General features: G+C 64.4%; 15 protein-coding genes. 6 read left to right on the top strand and 9 right to left on the bottom strand.

Going from position 1 to position 16,287, the window contains the following annotated elements; translation table 11 throughout:
* The first annotated feature begins 17 nt into the window (after nt 1-17).
* Nucleotides 18-767, top strand: a complete 750-nt coding sequence (locus AC0IZS_RS23090; RefSeq protein ID WP_471637786.1) for a hypothetical protein — start codon at nt 18-20, stop codon at nt 765-767.
* Nucleotides 768-977: 210 nt separating this feature from the next.
* Nucleotides 978-1,643, top strand: coding sequence for a hypothetical protein (locus tag AC0IZS_RS23095; RefSeq protein ID WP_471637787.1), 666 nt, complete (start codon nt 978-980; stop codon nt 1,641-1,643).
* Between the two features lie 122 nt (nt 1,644-1,765).
* Here AC0IZS_RS23095 and AC0IZS_RS23100 read toward each other — a convergent pair whose 3' ends face one another.
* On the bottom strand, nt 1,766-2,353 hold the full coding sequence (locus AC0IZS_RS23100; RefSeq protein WP_471637788.1) for a hypothetical protein: 588 nt from the start codon (nt 2,351-2,353) through the stop codon (nt 1,766-1,768).
* A 173-nt stretch (nt 2,354-2,526) separates the two neighbouring features.
* Here AC0IZS_RS23100 and AC0IZS_RS23105 point away from each other — a divergent pair, with 173 nt between their 5' ends.
* Together AC0IZS_RS23105 and AC0IZS_RS23110 are read left to right on the top strand one after the other, a co-directional pair.
* On the top strand, nt 2,527-4,275 hold the full coding sequence (locus tag AC0IZS_RS23105; RefSeq protein ID WP_471637789.1) for a cation:proton antiporter domain-containing protein: 1,749 nt from the start codon (nt 2,527-2,529) through the stop codon (nt 4,273-4,275).
* A gap of 116 nt (nt 4,276-4,391) precedes the next feature.
* Nucleotides 4,392-5,180 (top strand): hypothetical protein, encoded by a 789-nt coding sequence (locus AC0IZS_RS23110; RefSeq protein WP_471637790.1) that lies wholly within the window; start codon nt 4,392-4,394, stop codon nt 5,178-5,180.
* 323 nt (nt 5,181-5,503) lie between these two features.
* Here AC0IZS_RS23110 and AC0IZS_RS23115 read toward each other — a convergent pair whose 3' ends face one another.
* A complete protein-coding gene (locus tag AC0IZS_RS23115; protein ID WP_471637791.1) occupies nt 5,504-6,094 on the bottom strand; it encodes a hypothetical protein in 591 nt (196 codons plus the stop codon).
* 635 nt (nt 6,095-6,729) lie between these two features.
* On the opposite strand from AC0IZS_RS23115, the gene AC0IZS_RS23120 reads away from it, so the two are divergent.
* The gene (locus AC0IZS_RS23120) at nt 6,730-7,098 is read left to right on the top strand and encodes a hypothetical protein (protein WP_145699142.1); all 369 of its coding nucleotides are present in this window, start codon (nt 6,730-6,732) and stop codon (nt 7,096-7,098) included.
* 541 nt (nt 7,099-7,639) lie between these two features.
* Here the strand turns inward: AC0IZS_RS23120 and AC0IZS_RS23125 are convergent.
* The 7 genes from AC0IZS_RS23125 to AC0IZS_RS23155 form a co-directional block, all read right to left on the bottom strand.
* A complete protein-coding gene (locus AC0IZS_RS23125) occupies nt 7,640-8,122 on the bottom strand; it encodes a GreA/GreB family elongation factor (RefSeq protein WP_471639562.1) in 483 nt (160 codons plus the stop codon).
* A gap of 174 nt (nt 8,123-8,296) precedes the next feature.
* Nucleotides 8,297-8,608 carry a hypothetical protein gene (locus tag AC0IZS_RS23130; RefSeq protein WP_471637792.1) on the bottom strand — a complete coding sequence of 104 codons (312 nt, stop codon included), beginning with the start codon at nt 8,606-8,608 and terminating at the stop codon, nt 8,297-8,299.
* A gap of 63 nt (nt 8,609-8,671) precedes the next feature.
* Nucleotides 8,672-9,208 carry a hypothetical protein gene (locus AC0IZS_RS23135; protein ID WP_471637793.1) on the bottom strand — a complete coding sequence of 179 codons (537 nt, stop codon included), beginning with the start codon at nt 9,206-9,208 and terminating at the stop codon, nt 8,672-8,674.
* Nucleotides 9,205-10,461 carry a CynX/NimT family MFS transporter gene (locus tag AC0IZS_RS23140; RefSeq protein WP_471637794.1) on the bottom strand — a complete coding sequence of 419 codons (1,257 nt, stop codon included), beginning with the start codon at nt 10,459-10,461 and terminating at the stop codon, nt 9,205-9,207. The genes AC0IZS_RS23135 and AC0IZS_RS23140 overlap by 4 nt, the downstream gene beginning before the upstream one ends.
* A 256-nt stretch (nt 10,462-10,717) precedes the next feature.
* Complete coding sequence (locus tag AC0IZS_RS23145; RefSeq protein ID WP_471637795.1) at nt 10,718-11,158, bottom strand: hypothetical protein; 441 nt, start codon at nt 11,156-11,158, stop codon at nt 10,718-10,720.
* A gap of 134 nt (nt 11,159-11,292) precedes the next feature.
* Nucleotides 11,293-11,478, bottom strand: a complete 186-nt coding sequence (locus AC0IZS_RS23150; RefSeq protein ID WP_471637796.1) for a hypothetical protein — start codon at nt 11,476-11,478, stop codon at nt 11,293-11,295.
* Nucleotides 11,479-11,727: 249 nt separating this feature from the next.
* Nucleotides 11,728-12,279 carry a dihydrofolate reductase family protein gene (locus AC0IZS_RS23155; RefSeq protein ID WP_471637797.1) on the bottom strand — a complete coding sequence of 184 codons (552 nt, stop codon included), beginning with the start codon at nt 12,277-12,279 and terminating at the stop codon, nt 11,728-11,730.
* 228 nt (nt 12,280-12,507) lie between these two features.
* Here AC0IZS_RS23155 and AC0IZS_RS23160 point away from each other — a divergent pair, with 228 nt between their 5' ends.
* On the top strand, nt 12,508-16,278 hold the full coding sequence (locus AC0IZS_RS23160; RefSeq protein WP_471637798.1) for a beta strand repeat-containing protein: 3,771 nt from the start codon (nt 12,508-12,510) through the stop codon (nt 16,276-16,278).
* Nucleotides 16,279-16,287: the final 9 nt, after the last annotated feature.

Consider the following 16,287-nt stretch of genomic DNA (forward strand, 5'->3'; position numbering starts at 1 on the left):
ACGCCCAGACTTCGGTCGTGCTGATTGAGGCATGCAACGCCGTCCAGGCCGCCGACAAGCGCCTGGAATGCCTGAAGGCCGCCATGGGCGCAACTGCAGCGGCCCCCAAGGATGCGGCCATCGACACGCTGGAGCAGGCCTTCGGTTCCATGCAGGCAGGTCTGGGCGTAGGTATGTCCTACCGTGACTACCAGGCCGCCGTGCTCGACCTGGCACGTGCGCTGGCGGTGTACAAGCAGAAAGCAGGTGGCTTGCCCAGCAACCTGCTGGAGCAGTCCCTTGCCGCCTACAGCGATGCGGGTACGCTGTGGATCAAATCCATCGAGTTCTATGCCAACCGCGACAACGCGCTGACCTACCCGCGCGCATTGCCCATCGACGGCAACAACCTGCTGTGGTTGGTGCAAAAATACACCCTCGCGGTCTCGGACGCCGGTTTTCCGGGGCGTGGGTTGGGTTTGCCGGTGGATGCCACCCGGTCCCAGATATGGGCCATGGCCCGGCACATGGCAGAGCGGGGCATCCGGGAGATCCGCAACCCGGCATCCGTGCTGCCTGTCGTTCCCGCCGTGTCGCTGCAGGATGCCGACATCGCCGCCGCACAGGCCCTGGCCAAAGACAAGCAGTGCCAGGAAGCCCCCCAGGTGGAGAGAACAGGCCTGGCAGGCGTGGATACGCTCTTTGCGGCAGCCTGCACCGACGGCAAGCAGTTGCAGATCGCGTGTGCATCGGGAATCTGCCGTGTGCTGGCGCAGCCGGCCCGGTAGTCCGCGCAACTTCGTGGCCGCGAATCCCTGAATGCAGCGATGGCGCGCGTCGTGGGCGGCGCTTGCGAGAAGATGGCTTTGCTGCCTGGCGGAATGCTGCGACGCACAAGTGCATCACGAGAGAATGGCTGGATGAATGAGGCAGCGTTGGGCCGGAACCGGGCCCCGGTGCTCGATAGACGTGGATGCTTTTCAACAAAGGAGAGAGAGATGAAACTGTGGTTTTGTGCCGCGCTGCTGGCGGTAACCGGTGCTGTGGGTGCGCAGCCATCACCCGTTGCGCCGGTTCCTTCCACACCGGTTGCCAAGGGACCCTGGGAAGGGCCGCTTGGTTTGAAGATGGGCCTCTCGGTGGAAGAGTTGGGCCGGGCCATCCCGCTGAAAGAACCCGTGCAGGCCGGCCTGTTCCGGTCCGATACCGCACCCAACCCTCACGAGGCATTCGAGTCCTATGTCTATACGGTGGCAACTGGCACGGGCCTGTGTCGGATCACTGGGGTTGGAAAAACCATCGCCACCAGCGTGTTCGGCGGCGAACTGCGCAGCGAGTACGCGTCACTCAAGGAGGCCTTGGCTGCGAAGTACGGCAAGCCCACGAACGATTTCGATTTCCTGCGCCATGGAAGCATATGGGGCGAGTCCAACGACTGGATGATGGCCCTGCTGAAAAAGGAACGCTCGCTTTCGGTGTACTGGAATTCCGGGCCCGACAAGCAGGGAGTCCGGCAGATCAGCCTTCCCAATGACCTGGGGGTGATCGGCCTTACAGCGGCAGCCAGGGGTCCGAATTCGGGCTTCCTCACAGTCACCTACACCTTCACCAATGAGGCTGCGTGCCTTGGCGAACTCAAGAAGGTCGTGAACAAGTCGCTTTGATTCTCGGTAGGGACTGCCCGCCGTCCTGTGGCCCTGCGCGGACTGTGCAGTCCCCCGCGCCTGGCAGCCGGGGAGCGTGCGTCCCGTGCCTACGGCTTGGGGCGTTGCACGGACGCTGGTGCCTATCCGCCCCACGCCCCCCGCACACTCAGGCAGCTCACCTCGTTCTTGGTGTGCAGTAGCTTGCTCGGCGGTACCACCACCACTGCCTGGGCGTTCTTGCGCAGGGGCTTCCTGAGCAGAACGTGTACGGTATTGGGTGGCTTCGCCTTTTGGGAGCAGCTGTCGACCCAGAAGTCCAGCACCAGGCCCGTGATCGTGCGGCCGGTGCCGTTCTCGATGTGGACGAAGGTGGTGTCGTCCTGGTACTGCCACCAGGTCTGCGAGTCGTTCACATCGTCCACGTCGAAGACCTTGCGCTCGGTGGTGGGAACGATGCGAGCGCGGATTTCGGCGAGCTTGCCCTCGTTCACCTGGTCCTGCAGTTCCTCCACGCGATCGTGGTAGCTCTGGGTGAGCGCGGGCGCAGCCTTGGCTGCCGGTGCCGCCGCCTGCTGGGCCCAGGAGGGTGCGGGCGATGCCAGCGACAGCGCCAGCACCAGGCCGGCCAGTGCGAAGAACTTGCGCGGGCCGACGGTGGCGGTGGTTTGCAGGGGGAAGGCTGCGCGCCTGGAGAGTTCGGGCGGCAGGGTGCTGGTCGGGTAGGGCATGGAAGGAGGGGGTGAGTGATGGGTTTCAGGGCCTGGTATTGCCCTTGATTTTTGCGTCCCTGGCGCTTGCGGTTATAAGATATTCAGAACAAAGCGTGAACAAAGGCACGCTATTTGCCTGCGTGTGTCCAGGCGAGCTCACCCATCCACTTTCACTACCGCCTTTCACCACCATGCCCCACAGCGTCAACCTCATCAACACCATTGCGGCCGCCCTGGGGCTGGCGCTGGCGCTGGGGTTTGTCGCCACGCGGCTGCGCCTGCCGGCGCTGGTGGGCTACCTGCTGGCCGGGGTGGTGATCGGGCCGTTCACGCCGGGCTTCGTGGCCGATGCCGCCATGGCCAGCCAACTGGCCGAGATCGGCGTGATGCTGCTGATGTTCGGCGTGGGCCTGCATTTCTCGCTCGGTGACCTGCTGGCCGTGCGCAAGATCGCCGTGCCCGGGGCCGTGGTGCAGATCGTGGTGGCCACCCTCATGGGCATGGGCCTGGCGTACTGGTGGGGCTGGGGCCTGGGCGGGGCGTTGGTGTTCGGCCTGTCGCTGTCGGTGGCCAGCACGGTGGTGCTGCTGCGCGCGCTCGAAACCCTGGGCATCCTGGAGACGTATACCGGCCGCATCGCCGTCGGCTGGCTGGTGGTCGAGGACCTGGTCATGGTGCTGGTACTCGTGCTGCTGCCGCCGCTGGCCGGCGTGCTGGGCGGCACCGGGGCCGATGCCAGCGCCGATGCCTCGGGCCTGCTCAAGACCCTGGGGCTCACCCTGCTGCAGGTGGGTGGCTTCGTGGTGCTGATGCTGGTGGTGGGGCGCCGCGTGTTCCCCTGGGTGCTGTGGCAGGTGGCCCGCACCGGCTCGCGCGAGCTGTTCACGCTGTGCGTGGTGGCCGCAGCCGTGGGCATCGCCTTCGGCTCGGCCGCACTGTTCGGCGTGTCGTTCGCGCTGGGCGCCTTCTTCGCAGGCATGGTGATGCGCGAGTCCGAGTTCAGCCACCGCGCCGCGCAGGAATCCCTGCCCCTGCGCGACGCCTTTGCCGTGCTGTTCTTCGTCTCGGTGGGCATGCTCTTCAACCCCGCCGTGCTGTGGGACCGCCCCCTGCAGGTGCTGGCCGTGGTGGCCATCATCATGGTCGGCAAGACGCTGGCGGCCGCCGCCCTGGTGCTGTCGTTCCGCTACCCGCTCAACACCGCGCTCACCGTGTCGGCCAGCCTGGCGCAGATAGGCGAGTTCTCGTTCATCCTGGTGGGCCTGGGCGCATCGCTGGGCCTGCTGCCGGCCGAGGGCACGAGCCTGGTGCTGGCCGGCGCACTGATCTCCATGGCGCTCAACCCCATGCTGTTCCACGCCATCGCCCCGCTGCAAGGCTGGCTGCGCACCCGCTCGGCCCTGGCGCGCCGGCTGGAAGAGCGCGACGACCCCCTGGCCGAGCTGCCCATGACTACCCACGCCAAATTCCTCGCGCACCAGGTGGTGCTGGTGGGCTACGGCAAGGTGGGCCGCCGCCTGGCCGCCGCCCTGGCCGCCAACGACGTGCCCTTCGTCGTGGCCGAGCAAAACCGCGAACTGGTCGAGGCCCTGCGCGCCAAGGGCATCGCCGCCGTGTTCGGCGACGCGGTGGAGCCCGCCGTGCTGATCCAGGCCCACATCGCCCGCGCCGCCATGCTGGTCATCGCCACGCCCGACACCCTCAAGGTGCGCCAGATGATCGCCACGGCCCGGCTGCTCAACCCCGCCATCGAAACCGTGATCCGCAGCCACAACGAGCAGGAGGCGCGCCTGCTGGAGGAAGAAAACGGCAGCACCACCGTCTTCCTCGCAGAAGAGGCCCTGGCCCAGGCCATGGTGCGGCATGTGCTGGACCGGGCGAACGACATGGCGCAGCATGGGACGGCGACAACGCCTGCGCGCTTGCATGAGTGGGGGTGAGGGGTCGGTGGCAGTATCGGCTTGCGGCCAAAAGCGGCCGTCCGTGATGGCACCTCAACCAGCCGGGTAGCTGGTGACAAGGGCACCGCACAGCCCAGAACCTACCAGGAGCTTGAATGAAATGCCTGCTTGTCGCCCTTGCCCTGTGCGCACCATTGATCGCGGGCGCTGCCGAGTTGGAAATTTCCTGTATCGGTCAAGACTCGGACGACTGCCCCATGGCTGTGAACCTGAACCCAAACATGGAGGCCCTCGTCGCATCGTTCGACGGGCAGCGCAACGCCGATGGATCGGTGGAGCGCGTGTACCTTACGTGGTGCACCCCGTACTCAGTAAGTAGTGAGCCATTGCAATGGCTCAGTGACCCGAGCTACACCACCTGCGCGCTGAGTGGCAGATCTCGACCAGTAAATGGAGAACTGACCAAGCGACAGATGGCGCAGGCATCTCTGGTGCTTGAAACCCGCAGGAGCCAGGTCCACTGCAGTTCTGCAGGCCAGTCTGCAGTGTGCACATCTACGCCCTTGTTCCCCATACGACCGGACAAGGTGACTGTGGCGTGCATTGACAGTCAGGGGGACGACTGCCCTGTGGTTGTCGATGTGACGCTCGACAAAGAAAGACTGATAGCGGGGTTCCGCCAGCTCAACGCAGACGGCAGTGGCCGATGGACCGAACTCGAATGGTGCGGCAACAGCACCTCTGGCGGCCAGCCTGGCGGTTGGCTTCCAATCGGCCACAACTGCGTGCTGTCAGGAACTTTCAGAACCGTCGGCGGCGAACTGACCATGCGGCAACTTGCGCAAAGCTCCATCCAATTCTCTACTCGCAAGATCGAAGCGACGTGTAGGCTGGAAGTTACGGGCACAGGCCTGGCTGCCGCAAGGCCGGTTTGCAGGACGTGACGCATCCCCGCAGCATGCCCTCAAAGTCTCTTGGCAAGGCAGCTTTGGGCCCGTGGCTGCCGCGTGTACGATGGCTGCCATCGGTCAGAGTGTTGGCGCCGATGTAGAAGTAAGCCGCTTTTGACCCATGTGCCGACGACCCCGTGAGCCACGCGAGTGGCTCTTTACCCACACGCCTGTTGGGTGCGGGTGCGGGACAAGTGACGCAGTCGAAGGTCGGCGCGGTGGCTCACTCCGGTCTCGGCGGCGGCAAGCCTGACCGTTGGCATCAGTCTGGTTCAGCCCAAGGCGCGACCAATCAGCCTTCGCGGAAGGCGGTTGCCTCAACCCGGTGTCTGCCCCGACTTGGTAGACGCCGCTGGCTTAACCAGTCGCGCAATCTCACCACCGCACGCGCTGAAGTTGCTGGCGTATTCCTCGGGGTTGTCGAACATCACCTGGGCTTGCATCAGGCGGTCGAGTTCCTGTTTCGCGTAGACCAGGATGCCCGCGCTGTTGCCGCCTGAGGCCCAGGGATAGTCCAGCTCGCGGAACTGGCGCGCGATGTCGCGGTGAATGCGCACATGCGTCTGCTCGTGTTTCATCACGTGCGCATAGGCACAGCTGCCCGGCGGGAGCTCGCTGGCCACGCGCAGCACCGGTTTGATGTAATCCAGCCGCACGACGACGCCCTGGCAACTGGTCTGCGGCATCACCGCCAGCTTGGTCTCGACAACGACGTGGCCGAGTTGCGTGCCGCTGCGGCCGGCGCCCGCGCCGATCTTCGTTAGTTCGGCGGCTGGTTTGGCGTTGTCCACTTCCGGGTCGGCGAACCAAGCCGCACTGAAACGCACCGCCTTGTCGCAGAGAGGCAGGTTGGCGGACTGCGCCTGGAAGCAGGCGCTGACCAGCAGCAGAACGAGTAGGCTTTTCATCGTAACCTTCTGGTTATCGGCAAGACGCGCTCGTCCTGAAGCGGTGGCCGCAAGGGGCCGGTGGCAGCCGCTGATACGATGGCTGCCATCTGTCAGAAGCGGTCATTTGGGACTTCTATGTCAAACCTCTCGCCCAAAGGGCCAGTCTCACCGTTAGAGTCGTTTTATGGTGATTTTGACTGGTATGTGGGACACGCTCGGTCACTTGCAATGAGTCCGGAGGACTGCTGCCTGGATCAAGGAAGCTATTTAGTTTCGGGGGAGCTTTTCTACTTTTTGCTCGAGCCGACTCAGCTGATTGATGACCCGCTGGGGCAAGTGACAGCAGAGCAGAAGTTGGCGGTTGAGAGACTTCGGGACAGCGTAAGGTCGCTTCCGCCGGAGGCGAGGAGCGGTGGTCCAACGGCTGTCGCATCGCTTGCTGATATGCGTCATCCGTCGTGGGAACTGCCGCGGCGCCTCGCGTGTGAGCTACTAGCGGTCCTAGCCCCTCTAGCAACGGCTCGAGACGCCTTCTATGAAAAAAGTTCGCTGCACCAGTCCGCGTAATGTGTGATTGCTGCGGACCTGCTGCAACCGCTGCTAGCATGACGGCAACCGGCCACAACCAGACGTCCGCACACTAGGTTACCTGCATGAATACATCCACTCGCGCATTCATTGAGGTGCTGGCCAGCTCACCGGTTCTGAGCCCAGTCTCGCACGAGGCTAAAGAGTGCTGGGCGCCGCAGGAGCCACCAGAGACGACGCTCTTGTCGAGCTTCGCTAAACGGTTGTTGGACGTCTCGACGAATCCAGCTGCCGCTGAGACACAGCGGGCTTTGCTGCTTGTTGAAACCGCTATGGAGAGCGGTGATACAGCCTTGGTGACCATAGCGGCCACAGGGTTCATCGAGGGGCTAGTCGCTTCGGCCAGTGAACTGAACGTGCTCCCACAGTTTCTTGCAGCACTTGGCCCATCGTCGCGGCGCCACGCAGATGCCTGGCGAGAGTTCAAGGGCTGAAACCGGCCAAAAGCAGACATTCGCAGCTACGTAGAAACGCAAAAATGACCGTTCAAGTATTGCACATTCGTTGGCGAAAGTTGGACGTTCTTGAATTGTCGCGTCATCTGCGGCAACTTCTTTTGACTGAGCGCAAATGCATGAGGGGCGAAATTCCAAAACGCGTTGGACCTCGCTTAAGGTGGCGACGAATTGAAGTCGCAAACCGCCTTGTCAAGTTGGGTGGAAATGTCGACGGCCGAGTGTTTAAAGGGCCTCACGACCGGCATCTTTTGGTCGCAAGCGGCCGGCAGCCTGAAGTTAGTCCCAAATTTTCTTGGCCGGCTTTGTGGAAACTGGTGCCGTTTTCGCAGTAATTTCCCAACGTCTGCTTTGGGCAAGAGCGAACGGCGGCTTTGGGCCCAAAGCTGACTTTGCGCCGCCTATCTTCAGCGACCACTTTGCAGCGCTTGCTGCCGGTGATGCCGACCCCCTGAGTGTACGGTCAACACGCCTGAACGTCCGCTGACCTCGGCCCATTCGGCGCGAACTTGCCTGCGGCTTACTGCACCCACAGCACCTCAAACTGCGGTCGGATGGGGGCGCCCTGTAACGACACCTCATCACCCTCGCATTTGCCCAGCATGGCCCTGCCCAAAGGGGCTTCGGTGCTGATGACCTGAACGGGCTGAGCACCGCTGACCAACTGCATGCTGCCCCCATCCGGGCCGAGAAAGAGCAGTCGCTGCGTGTCGTCGGAATCGACCAGGCAGACCAGCGCGCCGAGCTGTATGCCTTGGCTGGCGTCGTAGGGGCGCGGGCGCCATTGGCGCCAATGGGCCATCGCCTGGCGGATGGCTTGCGCGCGCCGGGCCTGGCCGGTGGCCAGGTAGGCGGCTTCGAGTCCCAAGGTGTCGTATTTGTTTTCGGCGACGTTTTCTTCGTGGGTCGCCGTCTCATGGGCCGCCTGCACGGCCTGTTCGGCTTGCAGCAGGTCTTCGGCGAGCCGTTGCAGCACCTGCTGTTGCAGCAAGAATTTATCCATGGTGAAAAAGGTCGGTGTCTCGAACAGGCGGGGGCGGGCCTTGATTGTGACGGGCTCCACCAGCCTTCGACGAGAAGGGGCTGCTCAGCAGCGACCGAACTGCGCGGGCGGGCAGGGCTTGTCGGCGCAGACATCCTGGCCTTTGTCATGCCGCAGACCCGAGGCTCAGATTACCTAGAGTTTGGCGTGCAAGAAAACCGCAATCGCCCAAAAAATGCCACCTGGCAGTGTATTCCCAAGCCAGATGTAGACACGCGAGGTGGAGCGCCCTGAGAAGCGAGACTCTGCAAGCAGATAGGCGCTTCCCTCCGCCGTCAGCAGCCACCATATCATCACGGCACCACCGGCAAGTGACCCGGTGCCGAGAGCCGCGAGAATCGCCACAAAAATGTTTCCAGACACACTGGCGGCAGGCACAAGCCCAATCAAGGCCCCAAGGGCTGTAGCCGCTGCTTGTCTTCTTTCTGCATGGTCAAAAGCATCCATGAAAATCCTTTCGATGACATGCGCGCCCGTGAACAATGAGAAAGCAGGAATATACCGAACCCCTCACCTGGTCACCAGAGAGCATCGCGCGGACCCTATCGAGTTGTCGCAGTAGGCCATCCCGGTGTGGATTTCAAATCTCATCACGCCGTCTGCCAACTGTTGTTTGGTCAGCTCGCCGTTGAGTACGCGAAATTTCCCACCCACCACGCATTTTTGGTGGGCTACCCATTCACCGTAGTAGACGTTTGCGGCGCTTCCCGGGTAGCCGCAAAAATTCAAGGTGGTGGTGGTGGACGTGCCGCCTCCTGCGGTGGCCACCTGAAATTCTGCCGTGAGCCTTTCCTGCCGCAGTGTCACATCCACCACCACCGGGCAGCTGGCCGACTCTTCGCCGATGCACGATAGGGAAAGCTCGCCTGCCCAAGCGAGCAGGGGCAGGCACAGAGCCACAGCAGAGATGAGTCTTTTCATAAGCTTTTTCAAAGATACCGATGTAAAAAGTACAGGCGGGCGATACAGCTTCAAATAGACGATTGCTTCTGGCCAGTCTGCGTAGATCGTTGCACCCAGCTTCTCACGTCCAGCAAAGCCGGTCACTCCTTTGCCTGAACCAGCATGCGGCGCCCAGCCCCCCAACCGCTCCAGGCCATGGCCACTGCAAGCACCCCCACCAGCCAGGTATTGGCCGCATAGCCGCCCGTCCACTCGCGCAGCACACCCACCAGCAGGGGGCCGCCAGCGGCGAGCAGGTAGCCCCAGCCTTGTGCCATGGCCGAGAGCTGTGCTGTGATTTGGGCATTGCCGCTGCGCATCACGATCAGGCTCAGGGCCAGCGCAAAGCCACCGCCCTGGCCGCAGCCGAGCAGCACGGCCCAGAGCCAGCGGCCCCCCAGCGGGCCGACCATCAGGCCCAGAAAGGCGACCAGGATCAACGCGCTCATGCCCACGGCCAGCGCCCGCTGGTCGCGGCAGCGGGCGGCGAACGAGGGCACCAGCAGGCAGGTGACCAGTTGGGTCAGTATCGACACGGCCACGATGTAGCCTGCGTCCGCGCTGCCGATGCCGCGCTCCCGCAACAGGGGCGACAGCCAGCCCATCACGATGAAGGCCAGGGCAGATTGCAGGCCCATGAAGGCAGTTACCTGCCAGGCCAGGCGATCGCGCCAGAGTGCGCCGCCCCCAGCCGCTGTGTCGAGGGGCTGGGCACGGGTGTGCCACGCCTGGGGTGCCCAGAGCAGTAGCACCAGCACGGCGGGCAGTGCCCAGAACGCCAGGGCCCAGGCCCAGTGTCCATCGAATGCCCCCACCATCAGCGGCACGGTCAAGGCCGTGGACGATGCGGCGCCCGCGCAGATCGCCAGCGTGTAGAGGCCGGTCATCAAGGCGGTGTGGCGGGCAAAGCTGCGCTTGACCAGGCCCGGCAGCAGCACATTGCCCATGGCGATGCCGGCCCCTGCCAGCACCGACGACGCAAACAGCGGCGCCAGCGTGCCTGCGGCGCGCAGCATGGTGCCCACGGTGATGAGCAGCAGGGCCAGCAGCAGCACCCGCTCCGGCCCGAACCGGCGGGCGAGGGCAGGCGTGGGTGCAGAAAACAGCCCGAGGCACACGATGGGCAAGGTGGTCAGCAGGCTGGCACCCACGGCCGACAGACCGGTGTCGCGCATGATTTCGGGCAAGACCACGGAGAGGCTGCCAAACACCGGCCGCAGGTTGCAGGCGATGAGGACCAGGCTCAGGCCCAGCAGCAGCCTGTGGCTGTGATCGCCGTCTGGCTTCACCCCTTCTGGCTGCGCGGCATTGGGGTTGGGTTCAGCGGCTTGGGCCTGGGCACCCGTGAAGTGGTGCAAGGCGGTTGTCGAATCTGGCGAAGGCATAAGCATCTGACTTTAACGCCCCATGGAAGGGGCTGCAGAGCGGGTGGCCCGTGGACGGGCGCCTGGGGCTGATGCTCAGCCACTGCGGGTCGCTGAATACGTTCCAGATGGATCTCACATTCAGCAGTCCTGGTTCACACCTTCGCTTCTGGTTGACGGCAGCGTGCTTCTGGCCATGGATGCAAAGCAATGGTGAGTCGGCGCCATTGCCTTGCAGGTGACCCGACCCTTACTTCAGCTTCTCGAACGTCATCTCGCCGATCTTCTTGGCCAGGGGCTCAATGCCCAGCCATGCATTGCGGTAGTAGTCTTCCACGGCAAATTTCTGATCCTGGTAGGCGACTTCGGCCTGTATTTCGTCCTTGCCGGCCAGCGCACCTGCCAGGAAGCGGGCTGCGTCATTGCGTGCCACGTAGGACTTGATGGTCACCGTGGCCTGCTTGTCCTTGACCACCACCGCACCGGCTTCTGCGGCTGCTGCGTTGTAGCCGTCCACCAGAAGGGAGGGCACCTTGGGGTTGACCTGGCAGCTGCCGCAGTCGAGCTTCACCGTCAGCGTGGGGACCTGGGCCACAGGCTTGCTGGCGGGCGCCGGGGTATTGGTTGCGCAACCCGTGACGAGTGCCAGGGGAAGCAGGATGGAGAGGGAGAGAAGGCGCTGGATTTTCATGCGATGTGGCTCGTTCGGGCTCTCCGCCATGCAGCGATGGAGGACATGCAGACGCGGGAGTTCGAACGGTGGTGAAGTAAATACAAAAACAAGGAAAAGAAGGTGGTGCCTGGCGCCTTGCCGTGCGCCGCCCGCTAACGGGTGCGCGCGAGCAGCAGCGAATGCGGCAAGCGTTCGTTGTCAAATGCTTGTGGTTTGGTTTCTCCCTCCCGATGACGGAACCGTTTTTCTGTGTTGTGGGGGTGTCCGTTGCGTTCCGTGGCCCGCACCCATTCTTCTTGAATTGTCTTTTGAAGATATACCGAAGAACTGTCAGCCATATGGCGTGTGTACCCCACCCGTTTGGTGCATTGACAGGTGAAGAGCAGTCCTGGCCTTTGGCCCTCGCCGCAAGAAGGGAGCAAGGGCGTCTGCAGGAGTAGCGCTCGGCGGGCTTGCGGTGGTGGATGAACCTGCACGCGCTTGCCTGGCAGCACGGCAGTCAACACCTGGGACCGGCTTTGAAAACGCAGGGGCCGTCCGCGCGGCGTTGACCTGCCAAAGGCCCACTGCCTCTTCAAGTCTGCCCGCTACCTCCTCGGCACATACCGCATCGCCACGGCCCCCGAGCCAAACTCCACCCGGTCCACCAGCTCCAGGTCCACATGCTTCGACAGCCCCGCGAACAGGGTCGGCCCATGGCCCGCCAGCCGGGGGTGTACGACGAACTCGTACTCGTCGATCAAGCCCAGCTGCGCCAATGCCATCGGGAGCTGCACGCCCCCCGTGAACAGCCCCTCGCCGGGCTGCTGCTTGAGCTGTTGAACGGCGGCGCCCAGGTCGTCCCCGTGCAGCAACTGCGCGTTCCAGTCGGCCCGCGCCAGGGTGCTCGACACCACGTACTTCTTTGCCGCGTCGATGGCCCGGGCAAACGGGTCCGTCCAGCCGGGCCTGGGCTCCATCGATGCCGTTGGCCGGAACGCGGCCTCCATCATCTGGTAGATCACCCGCCCGAAGAGCAGGGCATCGGCCCGTTCAAGGTTTGCTACCGCGTGGCGGTGCAGCTCCTCGTCCGCAGGCATGGCGCGGTGGTCGCAGCACCCGTCCAGGGTGAGGTTGATGGAGTACCGGAGAGGGCGCATCGCAGAGGAAGGAGTATGAATGGGATCCATTCGCAGTGTATTGCGCCATGCCAGAAATGGGTCTGCCTTTTTTGGAGCCAAGGCAGGGCGAACGACGATGATCGGGTGTAAAGCCTGCCACTGTTACCTGTTCAGGGGGCATTCCAGGAGCATGGCGCCACTATGATCAGAGCACTGTTCCGCATCTCCGCGGCCCATACAAAACCATAAGCCTGCAGGAGAAGCCCCATGGCGGTCAGTACGCAAGAGCAGAAGCTGCTCATCAAACTTGTCATCAGCATGCTGGGCATTTCCCCCGGCAGTGCCTACATGCCGCTGGTGGAAAAGGTCTACGAAGACCTGGGCCGCAGCCTGCCCGATTTGGCCTTGGCGCTGGCGGGGCTGCCGCAGTTCCAGGCGCGCTACCCCGCCGGCATGGCGGGTGATGCCTTCGCCACCCAGTTCCTGGCCGGCATGGGCCTGGCGGCCGATACAGGGCTGCACCGCCTGGCGGCGGACCTCTTCAACACGGGTACGTCGCCGCAGCAGATCATGCTCGCCGCCGTGCAGGCCCTCGCATCGCCCACCGTGCCGGCGCAGTACGCCGCAGCACGCGCGCTGCTGGAGAACAAGGCCGAGGTGGCCTACTACCATACCCAGATCGCGGGCCGCACCGAAACCGACTTCGCGGCCCTGGCCAAGGTGCTGGAGAACGTGACGCAGGACCCGGCCTCGGTGGCCGCGGCCAAGCTGGTGCTCGACCAGCCGCTGGCTCCGATCGCAGGCGGTGGCGGCCCGCCACCGGTGTTCGCGGTGACCAAGGATGCGGGCAACACCGCATCGTTCACCAGCGCGGGCACGCAGATCGACGTGAGCGAGGCGGGCGGCACCTTCACCTTCACCAGCAGCGGCGGCAGCGTGGGCACTGCCACGCTGGTCGGCCCGCTGGCCGGCATCATCGTGCCCGCGGGCACAACGCTGGCCATCGGCAGTGCGCTGGCGGGCGGCAAGGCCTTCTCCGGCGCGGGCACCGCCCTGGTGGTGGCCAATGCGGGTGGGGAAGACCTCACCGCGTTCAGCGCCACCGGGGTCACCGGCTTTGCGCTCACCAGCGGGCAGAACTACACCCTCACGGCCGCGCAGGCGGCCATCGGGCGCATCGGCACCGGCGGGGCGGCGGGCACGCTGACCGATGGGGGCACCACCACCGTGCGCGACACGCTGGGCGCCCTGGGCGGGGGCGTCGCCGCGACGCTCAAGGCCAACGGTGCAGACAGCGTGATCGCCAGCGCCGCGCCCGCCGATATCTCGGCCACCACGGTCGCCGGTATCGACAGCATTGTGCTGACCACCGGCAACTACACCATGACGGCGGCGCAGGCCGCGCTGGTCAACGGCACCACGGGTGCGCAGGTGGTAACGCTGACCACCCAGGCCAGTGGCACGCTGGCCGCCAGCATCGAATCCTTCGCGCTGGGCAGTTTTGCCAACAGCGTGGCGCTGGGCGCCCCAGGGCAGGGCGTGAGCAGCCCGTCCAGCACCGGTACCACGCTGGACATTGCCGGCGCCGCAGCCACCGGCATCTGGGCGCTGGCCCATGCCAGCGACGACATACTGGTCGCCACTGACGGCGCCAACATCACCGGCGTCAACGGCGGCGCCGCCACCACGGCCGACAAGCTTGCGCTGACCGACGGCATCACCATGACGCAGGCCCAGTACGACGCCCTGGCCAGCATCGCGGCGCCAGGTTCCTCGGACAGCGTGACCATCACCACCAGCGGCACCCTCACCACCCGCGCGGATGTGGAAACCTACAAGGTGTCGAACGCCGGCGCCTCGAACACCGTCACCATCGCGCATGGCACCGTCAATGTCACCGGCGGTTCGGGTAACACCACAGTGGTCATCAACACCGGCATGGTGGCGACCGGCAACTACAACCTGCAGGCCTCCTCCGACGGGTTCAGCGTGGGGTCTGGCGTGGACCTGTCGGGCGTGAACGGCGGGGCCGCCACCACGGCCGAGATCCTGAGCTTCAGCGGCGCGATCAAGATGACGCAGCTACAGCACGAGGGCTTCACCACGGTCAGTGCCCCCGTGCCGGTTACGGATTCGGTGGAAATCACCACGGGCGGGACCGTCACTGCAAAGGCCGGCATCGAAACCTACATCGTTTCCGCAACTGGCCCGAACGCGGTCACCGTGCTGGCGGGCACCAAGGTCACTGGCAGCGGTGCCAACGCCACCACGATCAACGTGGGCAACGCCACGTTCACGGGCACCTACAACCTGGCCAACGGTGCCGACCTGCTGAAAGCCACCGACGGCGCAAACATCGCGGGCGCCACCATCGGCACGGTCGAGCTCCTGTCGCTGACGGGCGCCGTCACCATGACGGCGGCGCAGTACAACACCTTCAATCCCGCCAACATCAGCGCCACAAGCAACAACGACAGGATCATCCTCACCACGGCGCTCAGCGGTGGCGAGACCCTGAACGCGGCGGTGGAGCACTTCACCTTTGCCAACGCCAACTACGCGGTCACGCTGGGTGCGGCACAGTCGATCGACGCCCAGGCCCTGGCCGCCGGTAAGTCGCTGGCATTGGCCGGCAACTCCACGTCCAGCGTGGCACTGGCGGATGGCAATCTTTCGGCGGGCGGCGCCACGGGCAACCTTACGGTGACGGGCGGTGCAGGGGCCAACACCATCACGCTGGGCAGCGGTATCGACACTGTCAACGCCGGTGCAGGCGCGGACCTCATCACCGGCGGGGCCGGTGCCGACACCCTCAACGGCGAGGCCGGCGACGACAGCTTCTACTACGGGTCGATGGCGGAGTTTCTGTCGGCAAACGCGCTGCTCGACCTGGTCAATGGCGGGAGCGACATCGACACCGCCGAGATCGACGGCGGCATCACCCTGACGACCGCGTCCGACCTGACGCACATGACGAGCGTGGAGCAGATCACGGCGCGAAGCCAGTTCGCGACAAGCTATGCGCACAGCATTGTTATCAACAGCGACTTCAACCTGGGCGGCGTGATAACCATTGATCTTTCGGGCGACACGAAGAACACCTCGTCTGGCAGCTTCGACCTGAGGGGGGTGTCCCAGGCCATGACGCTCAAGGGCGTGGGCGCGGGCACCAACAGCTTTCACGGCGGCTCGGGCGCGAACACCCTCGTCGGCGGCAGCGGCAACGACAGCTTCTTCTTCGACACTGCGGCGGAGGCCGCGAACGATTCGGTATCCGGCGGCGGTGGCAACGACAGCGTGGTGTTTGCATCGACTGCGGCCACGACACTGGTGGTCAACGACAACTTCAACGGCATTGCTTCCTTCTGGATCTCCACCGGCGCTGCGGGAACCAGCACCGGCACGACCAGCGAGAACATCAACGCCAGCACCCGAACGCTGCCGGGCGGGGTCACCCTGAATGGCAATGCCGGTAACAACGCGCTCACGGGCACGGCAGGAGCCGACACCCTGGCGGGCAACGGCGGTGCCGACATACTGCGCGGCGGCGCCGGCAGCGACACCATCACCACCGGCGCTAGCGTCGCCACCTATGTCTTCGAGTCAACGGCTTCCGACAATGGCAATGACACCCTGAACGGTGTGCTCAGCACCGGCAAGTTCGATTTCTCGCGGTTTCTCGGCGCACCGGGCGCGTTGTTGATGGCTGCGGTGGACGCGACAGTCGCTGCTGTGGGCCTGGACCTTTCGACTGGGAAGAACATCGGTATACGCTACGGGAGTTCTTCCCTTGGCACGGGCGACATCCGTCTGGCGACCGATACCAGTGTGGCCGGCGAGGTAGCTTTAGCCAACGACGGCAAGGCGGTGATCTTCTCGTTTTCGGGCGGCAACACCGCCAACACTGCCGGTGGACAGATTTATTACGTGCAAGACGTCCTCCCAGGTGCTGGCCAGCAGTGGCAGGTGTTTGCGGTGGGCACGATGGGCGGCAGCGCCTCCATCCTGGATATGGTGAACCAGAACATGTACCTGTAGCCGTCACCG

Source organism: Acidovorax sp. AC410 (assembly GCF_979253235.1).

Excerpts from the sequence above, each read along its gene's own strand:
- AC0IZS_RS23115 (WP_471637791.1), bottom strand. The coding sequence starts at position 6,094 with ATGAAAAGCCTACTCGTTCTGCTGCTGGTCAGCGCCTGCTTCCAGGCG.
- AC0IZS_RS23125 (WP_471639562.1), bottom strand. The coding sequence starts at position 8,122 with ATGGATAAATTCTTGCTGCAACAGCAGGTGCTGCAACGGCTCGCCGAA.
- AC0IZS_RS23145 (WP_471637795.1), bottom strand. The coding sequence starts at position 11,158 with ATGAAAATCCAGCGCCTTCTCTCCCTCTCCATCCTGCTTCCCCTGGCA.
- AC0IZS_RS23105 (WP_471637789.1), top strand. The coding sequence starts at position 2,527 with ATGCCCCACAGCGTCAACCTCATCAACACCATTGCGGCCGCCCTGGGG.
- AC0IZS_RS23095 (WP_471637787.1), top strand. The coding sequence starts at position 978 with ATGAAACTGTGGTTTTGTGCCGCGCTGCTGGCGGTAACCGGTGCTGTG.
- AC0IZS_RS23120 (WP_145699142.1), top strand. The coding sequence starts at position 6,730 with ATGAATACATCCACTCGCGCATTCATTGAGGTGCTGGCCAGCTCACCG.
- AC0IZS_RS23155 (WP_471637797.1), bottom strand. The coding sequence starts at position 12,279 with ATGCGCCCTCTCCGGTACTCCATCAACCTCACCCTGGACGGGTGCTGC.
- AC0IZS_RS23130 (WP_471637792.1), bottom strand. The coding sequence starts at position 8,608 with ATGGATGCTTTTGACCATGCAGAAAGAAGACAAGCAGCGGCTACAGCC.
- AC0IZS_RS23150 (WP_471637796.1), bottom strand. The coding sequence starts at position 11,478 with ATGGCTGACAGTTCTTCGGTATATCTTCAAAAGACAATTCAAGAAGAA.
- AC0IZS_RS23110 (WP_471637790.1), top strand. The coding sequence starts at position 4,392 with ATGAAATGCCTGCTTGTCGCCCTTGCCCTGTGCGCACCATTGATCGCG.
- AC0IZS_RS23100 (WP_471637788.1), bottom strand. The coding sequence starts at position 2,353 with ATGCCCTACCCGACCAGCACCCTGCCGCCCGAACTCTCCAGGCGCGCA.
- AC0IZS_RS23160 (WP_471637798.1), top strand. The coding sequence starts at position 12,508 with ATGGCGGTCAGTACGCAAGAGCAGAAGCTGCTCATCAAACTTGTCATC.